The organism is Janibacter sp. Y6 (genome assembly GCF_040900765.1).
Classification (GTDB): domain Bacteria; phylum Actinomycetota; class Actinomycetes; order Actinomycetales; family Dermatophilaceae; genus Marihabitans; species Marihabitans melonis.
Map to the genome: position 1 here is coordinate 141,779 of NZ_JAKLYZ010000002.1, position 21,971 is coordinate 163,749.

Genomic DNA, 21,971 nt, shown 5'->3' on the forward strand with positions numbered 1-21,971 from the left:
AGCGGGCGTGCTGCCCAGGTCTCTACCGGCGGTCGCGGCCCATGACGAGCGCGAGCACGACGGCGGCGACGAGCGCCCCGATGCACGCGCCGAGAATGCCCATGAATCCGACGGCCGTCGTCGCCGAGTACGACTGCCGGGTCGCCTCGTTGACGTTGTCGCTCGTCATCGCGTAGGCGCCGAGCAGCGCGAAGCCGATGATCGCCCCGGTGCCGATCCAGCGCCACACCATCGGGGCCCCGCGCCGCCGACGGCGGCGCACGCGCGCCGGCAGGGGCTGCTCCTCCCCCGTCGCGACGGGGGTCTCACCGGTCTGGTCATCAGGTCTCACCCCTCCATGGTCTCACCGCGGGCAGTAGCGTCGCCTGCGACCACCTGAGCAGGAGTGACCATGAGCGGACGACGCACGGCCGACGTGCCCGAGATGAAGCTGCCGACCTCGACCCGGCCCGACCCGGCAGAGGTGCCGGGGCTGCGGTGGGGGGTGCTCGGCGCGGGCTGGATCGCCAGCGAGATGGTGCACGCGATCGAGGTCGGCGAGCACGGCAGCACCCAGCAGCAGGTCGTGGCCGTGGGCTCGCGCGACCTCGGGCGGGCGCAGGCCTTCGTCGACGAGCACTGCGGCGCCCACGTGAGCGAGCACGGCCCGGTGCGCGCCCACGGGTCGTACGCCGATCTCGTCACCGACCCCGACGTCGACGTCGTCTACGTGGCGACCCCGCACAGCGAGCACCTCGAGCACGCGCTGCTCGCCGTGCGCGCCGGCAAGCACGTGCTCGTCGAGAAGGCTTTCACCGCCGACGCCGCCCAGGCCCGCGAGCTCGTCGCGGCGATCCGCGAGGCCGGGGTCTTCGCGATGGAGGCGATGTGGAGCCGCTTCCTGCCGCACTACGACGTCGTCCGGCAGGTGCTCGACCTCGGGCTGCTCGGCGAGCTGTCCACCGTGCTCGCCGACCACGGCCAGCGGCTGTGGCCCGACGGGCCACGGCGTCTCGCGGACCCGGCCCTGGCCGGCGGCTCGCTGCTCGACCTCGGCATCTACCCGCTGTCCTTCGCCTCGATGGTCCTCGGCGGGATCGACCGGGTGGCCGCCGCCGGGACCCTCACCGACGAAGGGGTCGACGCCCGCGTCGCGATGTCGGTCCGCGGCCCGAGCGGCGCGGTCGGGTCGCTGTCGTGCGACATGTCGACCCGCACGCCGACGACCGCGGTGGTCGCCGGCCGGTGGGCCCGGCTCGAGCTCGACGGGGAGTTCTACGGGCCGACGACGATGCGCCTCGTCGGCAGCGACGACGTCGTGCTCGACGAGATGATCGGCGACCCCGTCGAGATGCACCGGGGCCTGCGCCACGAGACCTGCGAGGTCGCCCTTCGCGTCCACGCGGGCGAGACCGAGTCACCCCTCATGCCCCTCGACGAGTCCGTCGCCCTCATGGAGCACATGGACTCGATCCGCTCCCAGCTGGCCTGACTCCCCCTTCGCGTAGGGGGAGGTGGGCGGAGAGGTCGGTGCGGTTGCCGCTCGTGCGCAGGGCCCCGGCCGACTGGGCGTCGGCCCAGGCCGTCTGCCCCGTGGCCAGGCGCAACCAGGTCGCGGCGTCGGTCTCGACGACCGCCGGGGGCGTGCCGCGGGTGTGGACCGGGCCCTCGACGCACTGCACGGCGCCGAAGGGAGGGACCCGCACCTCGACGGAGCGGCCCGGGGCCGCCTCGGAGAGCAGGGTGAGGGTCCAGCGCACCGCCGTCCCCGTCGTCGCGCGGTCGGGGCTCTCCGTCGCGGCCCACCGGGCCAGGGCGGCGCGGCCGTCCTCGTCGCTGATCCGTCGTGGCATGGCGACATCCTCGCCCACACCTAGGGTGAGGGCGTGAGCGAGGTCGAGCTGGTCCATGACGAGCACGGTGGTGTGAGCGTCGTCGTCGGCGGTCAGCCGCAGTCCTACGTCTCGCTCGACGACCCCGAGGGCCTGGTCTTCGAGTACGTGCAGCACCTCGCCGCCGTCGTCGACGCTCTCCTGCCCGCGTCGACCCACCCGCGGGTCGCGATCACCCACGTCGGCGGCGCCGGCCTGAGCCTCCCGCGCTGGGTCCACGCCACCCGGCCGGGCTCGCCCCAGGTCGTCCTCGAGCCGGACACCGCCCTCACCGAGCTCGTCCGCCGCGAGCTGCCGCTGCCCCGCGGGCACCGGATCCGGGTGCGCCCGCAGCGAGGACGCGAAGGGGTGGCCGCCCTCGCCGACGCGGGCGCGGACGTCGTCGTCGTCGACGCCTTCGCCGACGGGGCCGTGCCCGCCGACCTCGTCACCCAGGAGTTCTTCGCCGACGTCGCGCGAGTGCTGCGACCCGGCGGCGTCGTGCTCATGAACTGCCCGGACGACCCGGGGCTGCGCTACCTCGTGCGGGTCGCCGCCGGGATGCGCGAGGGGGTCGGCCCGGTCGCGCTCGTCGCGCTGCGTGACGTGCTCAAGGGCCGCCGCTACGGCAACGCCGTGCTCGTGGCCTCCCCCGACGGGGTCGACGCCGACGCGATCACCCGCCAGCTGCGCCGCTGGCCCTTCCCCTCGGGGGTGATGACGCCGGGCGAGCTGCTCGCCCGCGCCGGCGGGGCCCGCCCGATCCACGACGGCGAGGACGTGCCGCCGCCCACCGCGCCGGACCCCGGCGCGTGGCGCGTGCGCTGACCGCCGCCCCGCCCCTCCCCCCCTTCGCCCTCCCCCCTTCACCCTCCCCCCTTCGCCGAGGTATGGCAATCGGCCCTCCGCGGCCATCTCAGCCGGCCGATCCCCATACCTCGGCATCGAGAGCTCGGTCATCGTCGACCCCGTCTCGGGCAAGCCCCTCATGATCCCCATCGGCCGTCATCACGCGACCCGGGGCGAAGGGGGTCAGCCGGCGAGCAGGTCGGCAGCCACCGCGGGGACCTGAGCCATGTCGGTGACGACGGCGTCGGCGTCACCGAACCACGCGTGCGGGGTCATGTCGGACTCGTAGCCGACCACCCGCATCCCGGCCGCCCGGCCGGCGGCGACGCCGGCGAGGCTGTCCTCGACGACGACGCACCGGGCGGGGTCGTGCCCCATGGAGCGAGCGGCGAGGAGGAAGACGTCGGGCTCGGGCTTGCCGCGCTCGACCTCCTCGCTGCTGAAGCGGGCGGACGGCGGCAGCAGCCCGGCGAGCCCGGTCGCCTCGAGCTTGTACTCGAGCGCCTGGCGCATCGACCCCGATGCGACGCACACCTCGAGACCGCCCGCGACGCAGGCCTCGAGCGCGTGCCGGGCGCCGGGGATGATCTCGAGCTCGGCGTGGCTCGCGCGGAACTCCGCCCGGAAACGGCGCTCCCAGGCGGGGTCGAGGTCACGCCCGACGAGCTCGGTGAGGCGCACCCGGTTGTCGGCGTAGGCCTTGCCGACGAAGGTGTGCACGACGTCCTCGTCGGTGAGGTCGAGACCGAGGTCGGTCGTCATCCGGCGCCAGGTGCGCACGTTGAGGCGCTCGGAGTCGACGAGCACCCCGTCGCAGTCGAAGATCACCAGACCGGCGGGCCCGTGAGGCTCAGACATCGGGTGCTCAGGCATCGCGGACTCAGGCATCGGCGGGCTCCGGGGCGGCCGGCAGGGCGTGGAGGGCCTCGACGAGCGGGGCGAGCTCGGGACGCCCCGACGCCGTGGCCAGCGTCTCGGACAGGACCCGGTCGTGGGTGGGCAGGGCCTCGCGCAGCGCGTCGCGGCCCGCCGCGGTGAGCTCGGTGTAGATGCCGCGGCGGTCGTCGGCGCACAGGACGCGGGTCAGCAGACCGCGGTCCTCGAGCCGGGTCACGAGCCGGGTGGTCGCGCTGCTCGACAGGGCGGCGGCCCGGGCGAGCTGCTGCATCCTCATGTGCCACCCGTCCTGGCGGTCGAGCGCGTCGAGGACGGTGAGCTCGACGACGGAGATGCCGTGCTCGCGCTGCAGCTCGCGCTCCATCGCGGTCTCGACGAGCCCATGGAGCGCCGCGAGCGTGCGCCACCCCCGAGCCCGGATCTCCACGGCGTCATCAGCGATACCCATGGCGCTGAGTTTATCAGCGACTTGCAGTAGTCAGCGCGTGCAACTACCTTCGTCCGCGTGGAAACTACTTGCACACGCTCACTACCTGCTCACGACACCGCGCCCGAGGTGCCGGCCCGACGCATCCCTGCGGGGCTCGTCGCCCTCGCGGTCGGCGGCTTCGGCATCGGCCTCACGGAGTTCGTCATCGCGGGCCTGCTGCCGCAGGTGGCCGCGGACTTCGCCGTCGACGAGGCGACCGCCGGCTGGCTCATCTCCGGCTACGCACTGGCCGTGGCCGTCGGGGCGCTGGGGCTCACCGCCGCGGTGACCCGGCTGCCGCGCCGCCAGGTGCTCCTCGCCCTCATGGTCCTCTTCGTCGCGGGCAACGCCCTGTCGGCGCTCGCCGACACGTACGCCGTCATGCTCGCCGGTCGCGTCCTCGCGGCGCTGTGCCACGGCGCCTTCTTCGGCATCGGCTCGGTCGTCGCCGCATCCCTCGTGCCGTCGCACCGCCAGGCCGGCGCGATCGCCGTGATGTTCACCGGTCTCACCGCGGCGAACGTCCTCGGCGTCCCCTTCGGCACCCTGCTCGGCCAGCAGCTCGGCTGGCGCTCGACCTTCTGGGCGATCACCGTCATCGGCGTCGTCGCCCTCGCGTCGATCGCGCTCCTCGTGCCGAAGGGGGCCGGCGAGGAGGAGGGGACGACCTCCCTTCGCCGAGAGCTCACCGCCTTCGGGTCTCCTCAGGTCTGGCTCTCCCTGCTCGTCACCGTGCTCGGCTTCGGCGGGATGTTCGGCGCCTTCACCTACATCGCGTACACGCTCACCGGCGTCACCGGCTTCGCCGCGACGACCGTGCCGTGGCTCCTCGTGCTCTTCGGCGTCGGGCTGCTCGCCGGCAACGCGCTCGGCGGGCGCGCCGCGCAGGTCTCGGTGCCGCGCACCCTCGTCGTCACCCTCGGGATGCTCGCCGTCGTCATGACCGGCTTCGCGCTCACCGCGTCGTCGCAGGTGCTCACGGTCGTCTCGCTCGTGCTCATGGGCGGCTTCGGCTTCGCCACCGTGCCGCCGCTGCAGATGCGCGTCATGAGCCACGCCGGGCAGGCGCGCACCCTCGCCTCCGGGGCGAACATCGCGGCCTTCAACGTCGGCAACGCGATCGGCGCGTGGATCGGCGGCACGACCATCGCGGCGGGGCTGGGCTACACCTCGCCGATCTGGGTCGGCGCGGGCATGGCCGCGCTCGCCCTGCTCGTCGTCGTCGTGGCTGAGCGGCTCGCGTCTTCGCGCACCCCGGGACGCACGACGGCCGCCTGACCCGTGGGTCAGACGGCCGGTCGTGCGGGTGTCAGGACGCGAAGTACGAGCGCATCGTCGCCGTGTGCGCCAGGCGCATCGCGTCGACCTCGAGCTCGAGGGCTCCCTTGACCTTGAGGGTCGACCCGCCGGTCGTGCCGACCCGCGCGACGGGCACCCCGTGCTCCGCCGCGAGGTTGACCACGGTCGCGAGCGACTGCTCGTCGGCGACGGTGACGACCGCGCGGGCGACCGACTCGGAGAGCAGGGCGGTCGTCAGGTCGACCCCGTCGCGCTCGCACACGGGGGTGAGGTCGAGGCTCGCGCCGACGCCGTGCCGCAGCGCGGACTCGGCCAGGGTGATCGCCAGACCGCCGTCGGAGACGTCGTGCGAGCTCGTGAGCACACCGGCGCGCACCGCGGCGACGAAGAAGTCGGCGAGCGCCTTCTCCGCGGCGAGGTCGACCTGCGGCGGCACGCCGCCGAGGTGGCCGTGCAGGGCGTGCGCCCACTCGCCGCCGTCGAGCTCGTCGCGGGTGCGACCGAGGGCGAGGACGACCTGGCCGTCGTGCGCGAAGCCGGCGCCGACCCCCTTCGCCACGTCCTCGATGACGCCGAGGACGCCGACGACGGGCGTCGGGTGGATCGCGACGTCGCCGGTCTGGTTGTAGAAGGAGACGTTGCCGCCGGTCACGGGGATGCCGAGCTCGAGGCAGGCGTCGAAGAGGCCGGCGACCGCGCGCTCGAACTGCCACATGACCGCGGGGTCCTCCGGCGAGCCGAAGTTGAGGCAGTCGGTGACGGCCAGCGGCAGCGCGCCGGTCGTCGCGACGTTGCGATAGCTCTCCGAGAGCGCGAGCTGGGCGCCGGCGTACGGGTCGAGCCGGCCGAAGCGGCCGTTGCAGTCCGTCGAGACCGCGACCCCGAGCCCGGTGCGCTCGTCGATGCGCACGAGACCGGCGTCGGCGGGCATCGCCTGGTGGGTGTTGCCGAGGACGTAGCGGTCGTACTGGTCGGTGACCCACGACTTGTCGCACAGGTTCGGCGAGGCGAGCAGGTCGAGGACGACCTGGCCGAGCTCGTCGGCGCCGGGGCGCGGCAGCGAGGCGCTCGTGTCGGCCTGGACGGCGTCGAGCCACTGCGGCCGGGCCATCGGACGGTCGTAGACGGGGCCGTCGTGGGCGACGGAGCGCGGCGGCACGTCGACGATCGTCTCGCCGTGCCACGTGATGACGAGCCGGCCCGTGCCGGTGACCTCGCCGAGGACCGTGGCCTCGACGTCCCACCGGTCGGTGATCGCCATGAAGGCGTCGACCTGGTCGGGCGCGACGACGGCCATCATCCGCTCCTGGCTCTCGGACATGAGGATCTCCTCGGCCCGCAGCGTGGAGTCGCGAAGGGGGACCCGGTCGAGCTCGACGCTCATCCCGCCGTCGCCCGCCGAGGCGAGCTCGGAGGTCGCGCAGGACAGGCCCGCGCCGCCGAGGTCCTGGATGCCCTCGACGACACCGGCCCGGTAGAGCTCGAGGCAGCACTCGATGAGGACCTTCTCGGCGAAGGGGTCGCCGACCTGGACGGCCGGGCGCTTCGTCGGTCCCCCTTCGTCGAAGGTCTCCGACGCGAGGACCGAGACGCCTCCGATGCCGTCGCCGCCGGTCTTCGCCCCGAAGAGGACGACCTTGTTGCCGGCGCCGGATGCCTTGGCGAGGTGCAGGTCCTCGTGGCGCAGCGTGCCGACGCACAGGGCGTTGACGAGGGGGTTGCCCTGGTAGCACTCGTCGAAGACGATCTCGCCGCCGACGTTGGGCAGGCCGAGGGAGTTGCCGTAGCCGCCGATGCCCTTGACGACGCCGGGCAGGACCCGGGCGGTGTCGGGGTGGTCGATGGCGCCGAAGCGCAGCGGGTCCATGACGGCGACCGGGCGGGCGCCCATCGCCATGATGTCGCGGACGATGCCGCCGACGCCGGTCGCGGCACCCTGGTAGGGCTCGACGTAGCTCGGGTGGTTGTGCGACTCGACCTTGAAGGTCACCGCCCAGCCCTGGCCGACGTCGATGACGCCGGCGTTCTCGCCGATGCCGGCGAGGGTCTCGCCGAGCGGCGTCGTCTGCGGCAGGTCGCCGAAGCGGCGCAGGTGGACCTTGCTCGACTTGTACGAGCAGTGCTCGGACCACATGACCGAGTACATCGCGAGCTCGGCGATCGTCGGGCGGCGGCCGAGGATCTCGCGGATCCGGGCGTACTCGTCCTCCTTGAGACCGAGGTCGGCCCAGGGCTGGTCGAGGTCGGGGGTCTGCCCGGCGTGGGCGACGGTGTCGAGCGTGCTCACGCGGAGACCATCTCCTGCAGGACGGAGGTGAAGAAGCGCCGGCCGTCCAGGCTCGGGCCGTAGCCCTCCTCGACGCAGTGCTCGGGGTGGGGCATGAGGCCGACGACGTTGCCGCGCGCGTTGGAGATGCCGGCGATGTCGCGGTAGCTGCCGTTGGGGTTGGCGCCGAGGTAGCGGAAGGCGACGCGGCCCTCGCCCTCGAGCCGGTCGAGGGTCTCGGCGTCGGCGACGAACTGGCCGTCCTGGTTCTTCAGGACGATGGTGATCTCCTCGCCGTCCTCGAAGTCGCCGGTCCACGCGGTGCTCGTCGACTCGACGCGCAGACGCTGGTCGCGGCACACGAAGGTGCGGTGGTCGTTCTGGATCATCGCGCCGGGCAGGAGGTGCGACTCGCACAGGATCTGGAAGCCGTTGCAGATGCCGAGCACCGGCATGCCCGCCTCGGCGCCGCGCACGACCTCGGTCATGACGGGCGCGAAGCGCGAGATGGCGCCGGCGCGCAGGTAGTCGCCGTAGGAGAAGCCGCCGGGGATGACGACGGCGTCGACGCCGCGCAGGTCGGCGTCACGGTGCCAGAGGGCGACGGCCTCGCCGCCGCACAGGTCGACCGCGCGCCGGGCGTCGTGGTCGTCGAGCGAGCCGGGGAAGGTGACGACGCCGATCTTCACCGGGCGCCCTCGCCGGTGAGCGGGGCCTGCTCGGGCTCGTCGTGGACGAGCTCGTGGACGTCGACGACGTCCTCGATGACGGGGTTGGAGAGCAGGGTCTCGGCGGCCTCACGGGCGCGGGCGAGGTGCTCGGGCGTGACCTCGCCGTCGACGGACAGCACGAAGCGCTTGCCCTGCCGCACGTCGGTGAAGTCCGTGAGCCCCAGGCGCGGGAGCGCGCCGCGGACCGCTTGGCCCTGGGGGTCGAGGATCTCTGGCTTGAGCATGACGTCGACGACGATGCGTCCCACTGGGGCTCCTGTGGAGAGGGTTCGGGGGGCCTTCGAGCGAGTCTATCGACGGGCCGAAGGGGGGTCGACCACGGCCGAGTCGTGGTCACCGCGTCGACGGGCCCGCCACCAGGCGACGGCGAGGGCGAGGGCGACCAGCCCGGCCGCCGTGGCGACCGGCCAGGCCTGCGGCACGAGGACGACGACGAGGACCGCGCACAGGGCGTCGAAGGCGGCGACGGCCGGGTAGACGGCACGCGCCGTGACCTCCTTCGAGCGCTGCATCACCTGCTCGACGGGCTCCTCGGGATCCGAGCCGAGGGTGGTCTTCGCGCGACGCGCATGCACCGCCCCGAAGAGTGCGACGTTCGTCCAGACGAGCATCAGGGCGATCAGGACGCTGGAGTTCGCAGATCCGGCGCGCGCCTCGACGACGACCTTGATGAGGAAGACCAGTGCGAGCAGCGCTCCGAACCACCCGAAGCCCCGGCTCCGCCGAAGCGCGTCCTCGTACACCTCACGCCGCTGCTCGGGGGTCGCACCGCGCGGGTCCCACACCCCGCTCGTCGGCGCCGGGTCGGTCCACCGCGACGGGGACGACCCCCGCGGTGTCGAGGCCGACGACGGGCCCGACCTCGGCCGCCGCGCGCCGGCGCGCGGCTCGCCCCGACGCCCCGTCGACGCCGACGTGCGGAAGACGTCGTCGCTGTCCGAGACCCGCCGCCGCGGGGCGCGGCGGGCTCCCCCTTCGTCCCCCGTCATGGCCGCAGGCTAGCCAGCGGGAGACGGTCGGGCACCGCTCGTCGGCCGACGAGATGACCTCGAGGTGACCACCTGGTGGCCGCTGCGCCTCTCGCCGTGCGGACCGGGGCCGGGACCACTACGTTGACGCGCACCGGGCGCCGCCGGCGCTCACGGCAGAGCAGGGGACAGATCATGAGAGCACCACGCACGCTGGTCGTCGGGGCGGTCGCCGCCTCGATGCTCGCCGGCACGCTCGCCACGGCGAGTGCCGCGCCCACGACGAGCAGCGCACCGAGCGCCGCTGCCGTCAGCACCGCGACGAAGCCGTCCGAGAACACCAAGCTCGACAAGACCGCGACGCCACGGCTGCGCTGGTTCAGCTGCTACGGCGGCGCCGAGTGCGCGAAGGTCGCGCTGCCGCTGGACTACGACAACCCCAAGGGCGCGAAGACCGACGTCGCGGTCCTGCGCACCAAGGCGACCGGCAAGCGACTCGGCACGCTCTTCGTCAACCCCGGCGGCCCCGGCGGCTCGGCCACCGAGCTCGCCTACTTCGCCGACCTGTGGGCCAGCCCGACCATCCGCAAGAACTTCGACGTCGTCGGCGTCGACCCGCGCGGCATCGGCTTCAGCGACACCGTGCAGTGCCTGCCCGTCGAGGAGCAGGACACGACGTACGCGCCGCTCGCCGATGCCTTCCCCGTCGGCTACACGAAGCAGCAGCGCTACATGCGCTCGATGAAGAAGATCGCCCGCGCCTGCTCCACCAACACGCTCGCCACGGCCATGTCGACCGCCGAGGTCGCCCGCGACATGGAGATGGTCCGGCGGGCGCTGGGCGAGGGCAAGCTCAGCTACATCGGCTTCTCGTACGGCACGCAGCTCGGCACGACCTACGCGAACATGTTCCCCTCCAACTTCCGCTCGATCGTCATCGACGGGACGATCAACCCGCGCTCCTGGTCCGGCATGCCGTGGAACAAGAGCCGCCCGCTCGACTTCCGCCTCGGCTCCGGCAAGGGCGCGTGGAAGGCGATGCGCCAGATCCTCGCCGAGTGCCAGAAGGCCGGCGAGGCCCGGTGCGACTTCGCCGCCGTCGGCGACACGCGCAAGCGCTTCGACGAGCTCGCGGCACAGCTGGAGCGCAAGCCCCTGCCGGTCGTGGACCCCTACACGGGCGAGAAGTACTCCATCGACTACCCGACGATGGTCGGGACCCTGCTCAGCGCGATGTACTCGTCCGACGCCCCGCAGTTCGTCGACTCGCTCCTCACCGAGCTCGACTACCTCGCCACCGAGGCGCAGGGCGGCACGGCGAAGACCCCGGCCCCGACCAAGGCCTCCCGCAAGGCCCTCCTCGCCGCCGTCTCGAAGGCGACCGGGGTGCCCCGCCGCGACTTCGCCTACGACAGCTCGCTCGACGCCTTCCTGTCGGTGACGTGCACGGACTCGCAGGAGACGACCCGCTTGGCCGACTACCCGCGGTACGACACGCAGTCCGAGACGACGGCGCCGCACTTCGGCAAGGTCTGGCTGTGGAGCTCCTCCGGTTGCGCCGGTGACGCCTTCACCGGTCAGGACGAGGACGCCTACGTCGGTCCCTACGACCGGTACACGCCCAAGGGTGTCCTCATCGTCGGCAACTACTGGGACCCCGCGACCGCGTACACCGGCGCCGTCGAGACCCGCAAGGTCCTCGGCCGCTCCCGCCTCGTCTCCAGCGACTCGTGGGGACACACCGCCTACGGCGTGTCCGCCTGCGCGACGAAGGCCGTCGACACCTACCTCGTCACCGGCGCCTCGCCGCTGCGCGACCGCACCTGCCCGGCGGAGTCGCCGGCCTTCCCCACCCGTGAGGAGGAGGCCCGGGTCAGCGCGCCCCAGGTCGCCGAGACCAAGAAGCTGCCGAAGGCCCCGGCGGGCCAGTCCTTCCCGGAGCCGACCGTCGTGCGCTGAGCGACGGCCCACCCGGGCGAAGGGGGCGTGGACAGCCGTCCACGCCCCCTTCGTCGTGTGCGGACGGTCACCCTCGCCTGCGCGCCCGGGCCCGATCGCGCGGATGTGCCTGTGGCCGGCGCGCCGCCCCACTACGTTGGGCGGCGTCTGAGCGCCGTCGGCGCCCACCGAAGAAGCAGGGGAACCACCGATCATGAGAGCACCACGCACGCTGGTCGTCGGGGCGGTCGCCGCTTCGATGCTCGCCGGCACGCTCGCCACGGCGAGCGCGGCACCCTCGACGAGCAGCGCACCGAGCGCCGCCGCCGCGAGCACCGCGACGAAGCCCTCCGAGAACGCCAAGCTCAACAAGACGCCGACGCCGAAGCTCACGTGGTTCCGGTGCTACGCGACCTCGGAGTGCGCCACCGTCGACCTCCCGCTGGACTACGACAACCCCAAGGGCCCGAAGACCAAGGTCGCCGTGCTGCGCACGAAGGCCACCGGCAAGCGGGTGGGCACCCTCTTCGTCAACCCCGGCGGGCCCGGCGGGTCCTCGACCGACCTCGCCCAGGCGGCGAGCAGGTGGGCCAGCCCGACGATCCGCAAGAGCTTCGACGTCGTCGGGGTCGACCCGCGCGGCATCGGCGCGAGCGACAACGTGCGCTGCCTGCAGCCCTGGCAGCAGCAGTCGACCTTCGCGCCGCTCGAGGACGTCTTCCCCGTCGGGTGGACGAAGCAGCAGCGCTACATGGGCTCGATGAAGAAGATCGCCCGCGCCTGCTCCACCAACAGGCTCGCCACGGCCATGTCGACCGCTGAGGTCGCCCGCGACATGGAGATGGTCCGGCGTGCGCTGGGCGAGGGCAAGCTCAGCTACATGGGCTTCTCGTACGGCACGCAGCTCGGCACGACCTACGCGAACATGTTCCCCTCCAACTTCCGCTCGATCGTCATCGACGGGACGATCAACCCGCGCTCCTGGTCGGGCATGCCGTGGAACAAGAGCCGTCCGCTCGACTTCCGGCTCGGCTCGGGCAAGGGCGCGTGGACGGCGATGAAGCAGGTCCTCGCCGAGTGCCAGAGGGCCGGTGACCCGCGCTGCGAGTTCGCCGCCGTCGGCGACACCCGCAAGCGCTTCGACGCCCTCGTCGCCCAGGTCCAGCGCACGCCGCTCGTGCTGCGAGACCCCGACAGCGGCCAGAAGTTCACGGTCGACTACCCCACGATGATCGGCGCACTCCTCAGCGTCATGTACGGGTCCGACGCCCCGACGCAGGTCGACGCCATCCTCACCGAGCTCGACTACGCCGCGACCGAGGCGAAGGGCGGCCGGGCGAAGACCCCGAAGCCGACCCGCGCGTCGCGGCAGGTCCTCCTCGCGGCGGTCGACGACGCGGTCGGTGCACCGGCTCGCGCCATGTACGACAACTCCTACGACGCCTTCCTGTCCGTGACCTGCACGGACTCGCAGGAGACGACCCGCCTGGCCGACTACCCGCGGTACGACACCCAGGCCCAGACGACGGCGCCGCACTTCGGCAAGGCCTGGCTGTGGAGCTCCTCCGGTTGCGCCGGCGACGCCTTCACCGGTCAGGACGAGGACGCCTACGTCGGCCCGTACGACCGGTACACGCCCAAGGGCGTGCTGATCGTCGGCAACTACTGGGACCCCGCCACCGCGTACACCGGCGCCGTCGAGACCCGCAAGGTCCTCGGCCGCTCCCGCCTCCTCTCCAGCGACTCGTGGGGACACACCGCCTACGGCGTCTCGAGCTGCGTCACCAAGGCCGTCGACACCTACCTCGTCAGCGGCTCCTCGCCCGCGCGCGACCGGACGTGCGCGGCCGAGACCCCGGCCTTCCCGACCCGCGAGGAGCGGGCCCGCAAGACTGCTCCGGAGATCGCGGAGATGACCGAGCTGCCGAAGGGGGCCGGGGAGCAGACCTTCCCCGAGCCCGTCGTCGTGGACTGACGTCTCGACGGCCCCATGGCGAAGGGGGCGTGGACAGCCGTCCACGCCCCCTTCGTCGTGCTCGTGCGGTCAGCGCCCCGCGGGCACGAAGGAGGTGCCGGTGAGCCGCTCGTAGGCCTCGACGTAGCGGTCCCGGGTGGCGGCGACGACCTCGTCCGGCAGGGCCGGCGGCGCCTCGCCCGAGTGCCGGTCCCAGCCGGAGGCGACGGAGGTGAGCCAGTCGCGGACGTACTGCTTGTCGTAGCTGGGCTGGGGGTGGCCGGGCTCCCACGCGTCGGCCGGCCAGAAGCGCGAGCTGTCGGGGGTGAGCACCTCGTCGGCGAGGACGATCTCGCAGGCGGCGCCGCGCGCGCGGATCGCCTCGCCGAGGTCCTCGCCGGGCGCGAGGTCGAGACCGCGCAGGCCGAACTCGACCTTCGTGTCGGCGAGCAGGATCCCGCGCTCGGCGGCGACGTCGTTGCCGCGCGCGAGGATCGCGATCGTGAGGTCGCGCACGCGCTCGGCGAGCTCGGGGCCGATCTCGGCGACGACGCCCTCGAAGGGGATCGGCTCGTCGTGCTGGCCCATCGGCGCCTTCGTCGAGGGGGTGAAGACCGGCTCGGGCAGGCGCGAGCCGTCGACGAGGCCCTCGGGCAGCGCGACACCGCTCACCGAGCCCGTCGCCTCGTACTCGGAGAGCCCGCCGCCGGTGAGGTAGGCGCGGGCGACGCACTCGACGGGCAGCATGTCGAGCCGCTCGACGAGGACCGAGCGGCCGGCGACCTCGTCGGGCACGTCCGTGCTCACGACGTGATGCGGCAGCAGGTCCGCGAGCTGGTCGAACCACCACAGCGAGAGCTGCGTGAGCACCGCACCCTTGTCGGGGATGGGGCTGTCGAGGACGAAGTCGTAGGCGCTCATCCGGTCGCTCGCGACGAGGAGCAGCCGGTCCGCGCGCGCCTCGCCCGCGTCGTCGAGCGGTGCGTAGAGGTCACGGACCTTGCCCGAGTAGACATGCGCGAAGCCGGGCAGGGTGGGGTGCGAGCCGTCAGCCATGCGCCCATCCTGCCGTGACTCGCCCTCACCCGAGCAGCAGGTCCGCGATCACCCCACCCGCCTCGACCTCCGCCTACCCCTCCGTACGTGGGGTGATCACCCCACGTACGGAGGGGTAGGCGGAGATCAGGACGGAGGCGAAGGGGGAGGGAGGGCGACGGGGGCGTCAGCGCAGGCGGCGGACGGCGGCGGCCGCGAGGCCGGCGGCGACGAGGGTGGTGCCCAGGACGAGGAAGGGCACGGGCGCGACGAGCACGGCGTAGGCGCGGTAGGGCAGACCGGCCTCGAGGACGCTCTGGCTGATCGCCCGGGAGACCGGCCCCGGTGCGCCGAGAGCCAGCGCGAGCACGACGGTGAGCACGCCCGCCAGGACGGTGCCGACCGAGGACCACGCGGTGACCGCCGCCCACAGCAGGGCAGCGAGCAGGAGGACGACGAGCGCGGTGAGCAGCAGGCCGAGCGACCGCTCGCCTCGGGCGTAGACGCCGCGCTGCCACTCCCCGGCGAGAGCGATCCCCACGACGGTGAGGAGCCATGGCACGACCGCGACGAGCGGCGAGAGCGCGCGGGCGAGCCCGCGCGAGCGGGGTCTCCCCTCGAGGCGGTACGGGCTGGCGTCGTCGGTCGTGGTCGTCACGGGTCCCCCTTCGGTCGGCTGGCGCCATCCTGGCACCCGGCTACCCACCCGTAGGTGGGGTGATCACCCCGCTTACGGGTGGGTAGGCGGGGGCGAAGGGGACCCGCTCACCCCTCGCGCAGGGCGTCGGGCCAGCGTCGGGCACCCGAGCCGGTGGCGGCGAGCTCGTCGTCGGTGTTGTAGATCGGGCACCGGGTGGTCGACAGGCAGCCGCACCCGATGCAGCCGTCCGTCGTGTCGCGCAGCCGCTCGAGCGCCTCGATGCGCTCCTGGAGCACGTCGTGCCAGCGCCGCGAGAGGCGAGCCCAGTCCCCCTTCGTCGGGGCCCGGTCGGCGGGGAGCGTGTCGAGCGCCTCACGGATCTCGGCCAGGCTCAGCCCGAAGCGTTGCGCCGCGCGCACGTAGGCGATGCGGCGCAGGGTGTGGCGCGCGAAGCGGCGCTGGTTGCCCGCCGTGCGGGTCGAGGCGATGAGCCCGCGCTCCTCGTAGAAGCGCACCGTCGGCACGCTGATGCCGGCGCGGTGCGCGATCTCGCCGACGGGGAGCAGGTCGTCCTTGTGCCGCTGGTCCACGCCCCGACGATAGCAGTTGACCTCAAGCGCGCTTGAGCATCGAGCATCAGCGGCATGACCGCCGAGTCCCCCACCACACCCCCCGCGACGGCGCCCGCCGACGTCCACACGCCCCCGCGCGACCGCCTCACCTCCCCCGCCCACCTGCCGATGGTGCTCGCCGCCCTGTGCGTCGTCACCCTCGGCGCCTACGAGAACAGGGCGGTCACGACCGTCCTGCCCGTCGTCGCCCGAGAGCTCGACGGGCTGCAGTGGTACGGGCTGGCGACGGGCGTCTCGAGCCTGACCTTCCTCGTCGCGACCGCCGTCGCGGGGGTCCTCGGTGACCACCGCGGCCCGCGCGCGCTCATCCTGACCGGGGTCGTCACCTTCGTCGTCGCGCAGGTGCTCACCGGGCTCGCCCCGTCGATGCCCGTGCTGCTGCTCGGCCGTGCGACCTCCGGCGTCGCCGAGGGCCTGCTCGACATCGGTCTCGTGGTGCTCGTCGCCGACGTCATGCCCGAGCACCTGCGCGCCCGGGTCTTCGCCGGGTTCGCCGTGGCGTGGGTGCTGCCCTCGCTGCTCGGCCCCTTCGCCGCGGGGCTCGTCGCCGAGCACTGGGGGTGGCGGGCGGTCTTCATCACCCCGCTCGTCCTCCTCGCCGTCGCGCTGCCGCCTCTGCTCACCGCGCTGCGCGACGCCCTCCCCCGCCCCGGTGGCCGGTGGCGCGCTCGGGACCGTGCGACGGTCGAGGCCGCGCTGCTCGTCGCCGCCGCCGTCGGCGCCCTCACCTGGGGCACGGCTGCATGGGCTACGTCGACCCTCGCCGCTCCGACGGCGGCCGCCGGAGCCGTCGTGCTCGTCCTCGCCGGGCGCCGGCTGCTCCCCGCCGGCACGGCGACGCTCTCGGCCGGCATCCCCGCGGCCGTCGGCCTGCGCCTGCTCGTCAGCGCGACCTTCGCCGCGATGGGCACCTACCTCCCGCTGCTCCTCGTCGAGGTCCACGGCACCGGACCACGGCTGGCCGGGACGAGCCTGGCGGTGACCGGGGTGTGCTGGGCCCTCGGCTCGAGCGTGGCGAGCAGCGACGTCGTCCGCGAGCGCACGAGCGCGGTCCAGCGGTTGCGCACGGGCCTGCTGCTCATGTCCGCGGGCGCGACCGGGCCGCTCCTGCTCGCCGTCGGCGCGATCGGGCTCGCCCCCTCGATGCTCGGGTGGTGCGTGAGCGCGCTCGGCATGGGCGTCGCGACGAACACGCTCAGCGTGCGCACCGTCGAGCTCGCACCGGCGCAGCGGCAGGGCGAGGTCAACGCCGCCGCGACGCTCGCCGCCGCCATCGGCACCGCCCTGGCGACGGCCGGCGGCGGGGCGCTCGTCGCGGCGCACGCGGACCACCTCACGGGCTCCCCCTTCGCCGTCGTCGTCGCCGCCGGCGCCCTCCTCGGGCTCGTCGGGGCGGAGGCGGCCCATCGGGTCGGCTCCCCCTGACGCCGAGCCCCGGTCGTCGTCCGCGAGACCCGGTGGCCGCGGACCGGCGACGGCCGGGGGTGACGGACGACGAGCGGGTCTCGGCGAGGGTGAGGGGGTGCCGGAGCGGGCGGGGCGAAGGGGGGGGCGACAGGTCAGCGGGGGGTGCGGATCTCCCCGCGGGCGGCGCGCAGCGCGATGTCGGTGCGGTGGTGGCCGCCCTCGAGCTCGACCTTCGCGACGCCGGCGTACGCATGCTCGCGCGCCTCGTCGAGGTCGGCGCCGAGGGAGACGACGGAGAGCACGCGGCCACCGGCGCTGACGACGGTGCCGTCCGGGCCGGCGGCTGTGCCGGCGTGCAGCACGTAGGTGTCGGTGTCGCCGACGAGCTCGAGACCGCCGATCGGGTCGCCGGTGCTCGGCGAGGCCGGGTAGCCCGCCGCCGCGACGACGACGGTCACCGACGCCTGCTCGCGCCAGCGCAGCGGCTCGACCTCGCCGAGCCGGCCCTGGGCCGCCGCGTGGAGGAGCCCGCCGAGCGGGGTCGCGAGCCGCGCGAGCACCGACTGGGTCTCGGGGTCGCCGAAGCGCACGTTGAACTCGATGACCCGAGGCCCGCGCGAGGTGAGCGCGAGGCCGACGTAGAGCACCCCGACGAAGGGGGTGCCCCGCCGCCTCATCTCGTCGACGACCGGCTGCGCGACCCGGGCGACGACGTCGTCGACGAGCCCCTCGGGCGCCCAGTCGAGCGGTGAGTACGCGCCCATTCCCCCGGTGTTCGGGCCCTCGTCGCCGTCGAAGACGCGCTTGAAGTCCTGGGCGAGGTCGAGCGGCACGACCCGCTGCCCGTCGCAGATGCAGAAGAGCGAGGCCTCCGGGCCGTCGAGGAACTCCTCGACGACGACCTGGGCGTCCTCCCCCTTCGCCAGGCAGGCCAGGCCGTGCGCGAGCGCGGCACCACGGTCGTCGGTGACGACGACTCCCTTGCCGGCGGCGAGCCCGTCGTCCTTGACGACGTACGGGGCGCCGAAGGCGTCGAGCGCCTCGGCGAGCTCGGCCTCCGTGCGTGCCACGTGGGCCAGGGCGGTCGGCACCTCGGCGGCGGCCATGACCTCCTTCGCGAAGGCCTTGCTCCCCTCGAGGGTGGCCGCGGCCCGGTCGGGGCCGAAGCACGCGATGCCGGCCGCGCGGACCGCGTCGGCGACGCCTGCGACGAGCGGGGCCTCCGGGCCGACGACGACGAGGTCGACGCCATGCTCGCGGGCGAGGTCGGTCACCGCCTGCGGGTCCTGCGCGTCGACCGGCGCGCAGAGGGCGACGACGTCGATGCCGGGGTTGCCGGGCGCCGCGACGACGGCGTCCACGGCGGGGTCGACGAGCAGCGCGCGGACGAGGGCGTGCTCACGGGCACCTGAACCGATGACGAGTACCTTCACGCCCCGCAGCCTAGGACGCGAACAGCGGGGGCGACCCGAGGGTCGCCCCCGCCGAGATGCGCGAGGGGGGCGCGAAGGAGCCAGCGTGCAGGGGGGTCTCGCTGGCTCGACCTCGCGCCCCGATCGCTCGCGCGGGACCAGGGGGGGACGTCCCGCGCAGCGAGCCGGCCCGAAGGCCAGCAGATGCGAGTGTGACCCACATCGACGGGCGAAATCAACCTGACGCTGTCGGTCTCCCGACGATGTCGGCTAGTCGCCATACTTCTCGTCATGTCCGCGCCCGACCTCCCGGTCCACCTCGACGTCGCGATGCCCGAGGAGGAGATCACCCGGCTCTACCTCGCGCTCATCCATGACCCGGCCGCGACGCGAGAGTCCTTGGTGGCTGCGGGGATCAGCGCCGCGCAGGTCGACCTCGGGCTGCAGATCCTCACCCACCGGGGCCTGGCCGAGGTCGACGACGGGGTGATCTCGATCCCCCCTCCCGAGGGTGCCCTCGCGGCCTACACCGCCGAGGTCGAGCGTCAGCTGCGCCGGGTGCGGGCCTCGGCACCCCAGCTCGGGCTCATCCACCGCAGGGTCCGCGCGCTCGAGGACGCGCGCACGAACCCGCTGCGCGCCAGCACCTTGGACTCCCTCGCCGAGATCCGCTCGGCGAGCATCGCCGTCGTCGCGGGCGCCGAGCGCTCGATCCTCGCGATGCGCGCGTACGGCGAGCGCAGCATCCAGCTGCTCACCTCGCCCCTGGTCGACCACGACAGCGCCACCCTCGACAGCGCGGGCCAGCCGCTGCGCTACCTCGCCGTGTACGACGCGCGCCTGCTCGAGCTGGACGACGCCCTGCAGACCCTCCGGCGTCGGCAGGCGTCCGGCGAGGACGTGCGGATCGCCGAGGACGTGCCCTTCTCGGCGATCGTCGTCGACGGGCTCCAGGCGGTCGTCGACCTGACGAACATCGAGCCCTCGGGCGCCGGGTCGGTCTCGTTGTGGGACAGCCCGCTCATCACCGGCATCGGCAACCTCGTCGAGCGCCTGCACGCCCGCAGCCTCCCGCTGCCCGCCGTCGACCTCGACGTCGACGGCGAGCTGTACTCGCAGCGCGACCAGACGATCCTCACCCTGCTCGCCGCCGGCGCCTCCGACGCCAACGTCGCCCGTCAGCTCGGGGTGAGCGTGCGCACCGTCGAGCGGCGCGTCCGGCTCGTCATGGAACGGCTCGGCGCCCAGTCCCGGCTCCAGGCCGGGGTCGAGGCCGTGCGGCGCGGCCTGGTCTGAGCGACGTCGGTGCTGGCGTCTAGACTCGATGGCTGCCCAGGTCGCCGCCGCGCGACACACGTGAGACAGGTAGAGCAGCAGACGTGACCGATGGCTCCCTTCGCCCCTCCACCACCGACGTCCCGCCGCACGTCGCGACCGAGATCGCGACCGAGCAGGCCCACCTCGACCGGGTCCGCGACGAGCTCGTCAAGGCCGAGACCCGCGCCGGTCTCGTCGCCACCGACGGCATGTCGCGCGGTCGCACCGATCGCACGGGCGACGTGCGCGACGAGGAGATGTCGGGCCTCTTCGAGCGCGACGCGCTCGTCTACCAGGCGGCCCGGCGCCTGGCCACGCTCGAGCACCAGCACGAGGGCCTCGTCTTCGGCCGGCTCGACATCGACCACGGCGACGCCATGGCCGCGGCCGACCGCGAGATCCGCTACGTCGGCCGCCTCGGCGTGCGCGACGACGAGTACGAGCCGCTCGTCATCGACTGGCGCGCCCCGGCCGCCTCGCCCTTCTACCGCGCGACCCCGGTCGCCAACCACGGCGTCATCCGCCGCCGGGTCCTGCGCTCGAAGGACGACACCGTCGTCGGCGTCGAGGACGACCTCATGGTCCCCGAGGCTCCCGAGGACATCGTCGTCGTCGGCGACGGCGCGCTGCTCGCCGCCCTGACCCGGGCCCGCGGCACGCGGATGCGCGACATCGTCGCGACGATCCAGGCCCACCAGGACGAGGCGATCCGCGCCAGCGACCGGGGCGTCACCGAGATCACCGGCGGTCCCGGCACCGGCAAGACCGTCGTCGCCCTGCACCGGGCGGCCTACCTGCTCTACAACGACCGTCGGCGCTACGAGAGCGGCGGCATCCTCGTCGTCGGCCCGTCCGCCGCCTACACGGCGTACATCGAGCGGGTGCTGCCCTCGCTCGGCGAGGACTCCGTGGCCCTGCGTGCCCTCGGCGACCTCGTCGACGCCATCGGCACCGAGCGCCTCGACACCCCCGAGGTCGCCGCGATCAAGGGCTCGCTGCGGATGCGCACCGTCGTCGCCCGCCTGCTCCAAGAGCCGGTCCCCGACGCCCCCACCGAGCTGCGCACCTTCGTCGGCGGCATCGCCATCCGGATCGGCGCCGACGCCCTCGCGTCGATCCGCCGTCGCGTCCTGCGCGACCGGACCCGCAACCAGGGCACGAAGGCCGCCCGAGAGATGCTCGCCGAGGCCGCGTGGGCCAGCCACCGCGAGGGCGAGCGCGACGAGTTCCTCGACGCCTTCGACGAGTCCATCGCCGTCGACTCCTTCATGGAGGCGTGGTGGCCCCAGGTCGACCCGCGCCAGGCCCTGCTGTGGCTCGCCGACACGGAGCGGGCCTACCGGATCACCCGGGGCGTGCTCTCCCAGGGCGACGCCGCGGCGCTGGCCCACTCGATGCGGGAGGCGCTCGAGCTCGGCACGTGGTCGGTGGCCGACGTCGCCGTCGTCGACGAGCTCGCCGTGCGCCTCGGCCAGGTCGAGGAGGCCGCCGACGAGGAGCGCGGCTTCTACGAGATCGACGAGCTCGACGGCCGTGCGGCCGAGCGCGAGCTGACGACGATGGGCTCGGCGGTCCGCGTCCGCGACGTCGAGAGCCACGTGACCCCGACGTTGGCCCGCGAGCGCCTCCTCACCGGACGGGTGGGCCGCCCCGGCTCCTACGCCCACGTCCTCGTCGACGAGGCGCAGGACCTCTCGCCGATGCAGTGGCGCATGGTCGGGCGTCGTGGTCGACGCGCGTCGTGGACCGTCGTCGGCGACGCCGCCCAGGCCTCGTGGGCCGACGCGCGCGAGGCCGAGGCGGCGCGCGAGGACGCCTTCGGCAGCAACGAGCGGCGTCGCTTCCACATGAGCACGAACTACCGCAACGCCCGCGAGATCTTCGACTACGCGCGCGACGTCATCCTGCCCGTCGTCCCCGACGCGGACATCCCCGACGCCGTCCGCGAGACCGGGGTCGAGCCGGTCGAGACCCGCTTCGGCGACGCCCTCGACACCTCCGCCCCCTCGGTCGACGCGGCCGCCCGCGCCGCCGTCGACGCGCTCGTCGACGAGGTCGACGGCTCGGTCGCGGTCATCGCCCCCGCCCGTCACCTCGAGCGGGTCGCACCGCTCGTCGCGCACGAGAGCGGCCGGGTCGTCGTCCTCGACCCGATGTCGACGAAGGGCCTCGAGTGGGACGCCACGGTCGTCGTCGACCCCGACGCGATCGTCGCGGAGTCCCCCGGCGGCGCGCGCGTGCTCTACGTGGCGCTCACCCGCGCCGCCCACCGGATGAGCGTGCTGCGCCCGACCGCCTGACCGGGCC

20 protein-coding genes are annotated in these 21,971 nt (G+C 73.8%); 8 read left to right on the top strand and 12 right to left on the bottom strand.

Going from position 1 to position 21,971, the window contains the following annotated elements:
• Positions 1-22 precede the first annotated feature (22 nt).
• Positions 23-331: a hypothetical protein gene (locus tag L6241_RS05610; protein WP_368245314.1), complete on the bottom strand. Its 309-nt coding sequence runs from the start codon at positions 329-331 to the stop codon at positions 23-25.
• 60 nt (positions 332-391) lie between these two features.
• Here L6241_RS05610 and L6241_RS05615 point away from each other — a divergent pair, with 60 nt between their 5' ends.
• Positions 392-1,471 (top strand): Gfo/Idh/MocA family protein, encoded by a 1,080-nt coding sequence (locus L6241_RS05615; RefSeq protein ID WP_368245315.1) that lies wholly within the window; start codon positions 392-394, stop codon positions 1,469-1,471.
• Here the strand turns inward: L6241_RS05615 and L6241_RS05620 are convergent.
• Complete coding sequence (locus tag L6241_RS05620; protein ID WP_368245316.1) at positions 1,431-1,832, bottom strand: sterol carrier family protein; 402 nt, start codon at positions 1,830-1,832, stop codon at positions 1,431-1,433. The genes L6241_RS05615 and L6241_RS05620 overlap by 41 nt on opposite strands.
• Positions 1,833-1,865: 33 nt before the next feature.
• Here L6241_RS05620 and L6241_RS05625 point away from each other — a divergent pair, with 33 nt between their 5' ends.
• Complete coding sequence (locus L6241_RS05625; protein ID WP_368245317.1) at positions 1,866-2,678, top strand: spermidine synthase; 813 nt, start codon at positions 1,866-1,868, stop codon at positions 2,676-2,678.
• Positions 2,679-2,882: 204 nt separating this feature from the next.
• On the opposite strand, the gene L6241_RS05630 is transcribed toward L6241_RS05625, so the two are convergent.
• Positions 2,883-3,557, bottom strand: coding sequence for an HAD family hydrolase (locus L6241_RS05630; RefSeq protein WP_368245318.1), 675 nt, complete (start codon positions 3,555-3,557; stop codon positions 2,883-2,885).
• Positions 3,558-3,579: 22 nt separating this feature from the next.
• Positions 3,580-4,044 (bottom strand): MarR family winged helix-turn-helix transcriptional regulator, encoded by a 465-nt coding sequence (locus tag L6241_RS05635; RefSeq protein WP_123093751.1) that lies wholly within the window; start codon positions 4,042-4,044, stop codon positions 3,580-3,582.
• 123 nt (positions 4,045-4,167) lie between these two features.
• Between L6241_RS05635 and L6241_RS05640 the strand changes: the two genes are divergently transcribed.
• Complete coding sequence (locus L6241_RS05640; protein ID WP_368245602.1) at positions 4,168-5,343, top strand: MFS transporter; 1,176 nt, start codon at positions 4,168-4,170, stop codon at positions 5,341-5,343.
• Between the two features lie 31 nt (positions 5,344-5,374).
• On the opposite strand, the gene purL is transcribed toward L6241_RS05640, so the two are convergent.
• Genes purL through L6241_RS05660 form a run of 4 tightly spaced genes read right to left on the bottom strand, consistent with a single transcriptional unit; the run spans position 5,375 to position 9,350 of the window.
• The gene (gene purL, locus L6241_RS05645; RefSeq protein ID WP_368245319.1) at positions 5,375-7,651 is read right to left on the bottom strand and encodes a phosphoribosylformylglycinamidine synthase subunit PurL; all 2,277 of its coding nucleotides are present in this window, start codon (positions 7,649-7,651) and stop codon (positions 5,375-5,377) included.
• On the bottom strand, positions 7,648-8,319 hold the full coding sequence (gene purQ / locus L6241_RS05650; protein ID WP_068270117.1) for a phosphoribosylformylglycinamidine synthase subunit PurQ: 672 nt from the start codon (positions 8,317-8,319) through the stop codon (positions 7,648-7,650). The genes purL and purQ overlap by 4 nt, the downstream gene beginning before the upstream one ends.
• On the bottom strand, positions 8,316-8,609 hold the full coding sequence (purS, locus tag L6241_RS05655; RefSeq protein ID WP_123093754.1) for a phosphoribosylformylglycinamidine synthase subunit PurS: 294 nt from the start codon (positions 8,607-8,609) through the stop codon (positions 8,316-8,318). Before purS ends, purQ begins: the two co-directional genes overlap by 4 nt.
• A 42-nt stretch (positions 8,610-8,651) precedes the next feature.
• On the bottom strand, positions 8,652-9,350 hold the full coding sequence (locus L6241_RS05660) for a hypothetical protein (protein WP_368245320.1): 699 nt from the start codon (positions 9,348-9,350) through the stop codon (positions 8,652-8,654).
• 174 nt (positions 9,351-9,524) lie between these two features.
• Between L6241_RS05660 and L6241_RS05665 the strand changes: the two genes are divergently transcribed.
• Positions 9,525-11,288, top strand: a complete 1,764-nt coding sequence (locus L6241_RS05665; RefSeq protein WP_368245321.1) for an alpha/beta hydrolase — start codon at positions 9,525-9,527, stop codon at positions 11,286-11,288.
• 193 nt (positions 11,289-11,481) lie between these two features.
• Complete coding sequence (locus L6241_RS05670; RefSeq protein WP_368245322.1) at positions 11,482-13,242, top strand: alpha/beta hydrolase; 1,761 nt, start codon at positions 11,482-11,484, stop codon at positions 13,240-13,242.
• Between the two features lie 69 nt (positions 13,243-13,311).
• Here L6241_RS05670 and L6241_RS05675 read toward each other — a convergent pair whose 3' ends face one another.
• The 3 genes from L6241_RS05675 to soxR form a co-directional block, all read right to left on the bottom strand.
• Entirely contained in the window at positions 13,312-14,277 is a 966-nt protein-coding gene (locus L6241_RS05675; RefSeq protein WP_368245323.1) for a phosphoribosylaminoimidazolesuccinocarboxamide synthase, read from the bottom strand.
• A gap of 166 nt (positions 14,278-14,443) precedes the next feature.
• Positions 14,444-14,914, bottom strand: coding sequence for a hypothetical protein (locus L6241_RS05680; protein ID WP_368245324.1), 471 nt, complete (start codon positions 14,912-14,914; stop codon positions 14,444-14,446).
• Between the two features lie 107 nt (positions 14,915-15,021).
• Positions 15,022-15,486: a redox-sensitive transcriptional activator SoxR gene (soxR, locus tag L6241_RS05685; protein WP_229299866.1), complete on the bottom strand. Its 465-nt coding sequence runs from the start codon at positions 15,484-15,486 to the stop codon at positions 15,022-15,024.
• A 54-nt stretch (positions 15,487-15,540) separates the two neighbouring features.
• Here soxR and L6241_RS05690 point away from each other — a divergent pair, with 54 nt between their 5' ends.
• A complete protein-coding gene (locus L6241_RS05690) occupies positions 15,541-16,953 on the top strand; it encodes an MFS transporter (protein ID WP_368245325.1) in 1,413 nt (470 codons plus the stop codon).
• 134 nt (positions 16,954-17,087) lie between these two features.
• On the opposite strand, the gene purD is transcribed toward L6241_RS05690, so the two are convergent.
• Complete coding sequence (gene purD, locus L6241_RS05695) at positions 17,088-18,368, bottom strand: phosphoribosylamine--glycine ligase (protein ID WP_368245326.1); 1,281 nt, start codon at positions 18,366-18,368, stop codon at positions 17,088-17,090.
• 270 nt (positions 18,369-18,638) lie between these two features.
• Here purD and L6241_RS05700 point away from each other — a divergent pair, with 270 nt between their 5' ends.
• Together L6241_RS05700 and L6241_RS05705 are read left to right on the top strand one after the other, a co-directional pair.
• A complete protein-coding gene (locus tag L6241_RS05700; RefSeq protein WP_368245327.1) occupies positions 18,639-19,643 on the top strand; it encodes a LuxR C-terminal-related transcriptional regulator in 1,005 nt (334 codons plus the stop codon).
• An 83-nt stretch (positions 19,644-19,726) separates the two neighbouring features.
• Positions 19,727-21,964: an ATP-binding domain-containing protein gene (locus L6241_RS05705; RefSeq protein ID WP_368245328.1), complete on the top strand. Its 2,238-nt coding sequence runs from the start codon at positions 19,727-19,729 to the stop codon at positions 21,962-21,964.
• The last annotated feature ends 7 nt before the right edge of the window (positions 21,965-21,971 follow it).

Excerpts from the sequence above, each read along its gene's own strand:
- L6241_RS05615 (WP_368245315.1), top strand. The coding sequence starts at position 392 with ATGAGCGGACGACGCACGGCCGACGTGCCCGAGATGAAGCTGCCGACC.
- L6241_RS05620 (WP_368245316.1), bottom strand. The coding sequence starts at position 1,832 with ATGCCACGACGGATCAGCGACGAGGACGGCCGCGCCGCCCTGGCCCGG.
- L6241_RS05630 (WP_368245318.1), bottom strand. The coding sequence starts at position 3,557 with ATGTCTGAGCCTCACGGGCCCGCCGGTCTGGTGATCTTCGACTGCGAC.
- L6241_RS05635 (WP_123093751.1), bottom strand. The coding sequence starts at position 4,044 with ATGGGTATCGCTGATGACGCCGTGGAGATCCGGGCTCGGGGGTGGCGC.
- L6241_RS05660 (WP_368245320.1), bottom strand. The coding sequence starts at position 9,350 with ATGACGGGGGACGAAGGGGGAGCCCGCCGCGCCCCGCGGCGGCGGGTC.
- L6241_RS05665 (WP_368245321.1), top strand. The coding sequence starts at position 9,525 with ATGAGAGCACCACGCACGCTGGTCGTCGGGGCGGTCGCCGCCTCGATG.
- L6241_RS05670 (WP_368245322.1), top strand. The coding sequence starts at position 11,482 with ATGAGAGCACCACGCACGCTGGTCGTCGGGGCGGTCGCCGCTTCGATG.
- L6241_RS05675 (WP_368245323.1), bottom strand. The coding sequence starts at position 14,277 with ATGGCTGACGGCTCGCACCCCACCCTGCCCGGCTTCGCGCATGTCTAC.
- L6241_RS05690 (WP_368245325.1), top strand. The coding sequence starts at position 15,541 with ATGACCGCCGAGTCCCCCACCACACCCCCCGCGACGGCGCCCGCCGAC.
- L6241_RS05700 (WP_368245327.1), top strand. The coding sequence starts at position 18,639 with ATGTCCGCGCCCGACCTCCCGGTCCACCTCGACGTCGCGATGCCCGAG.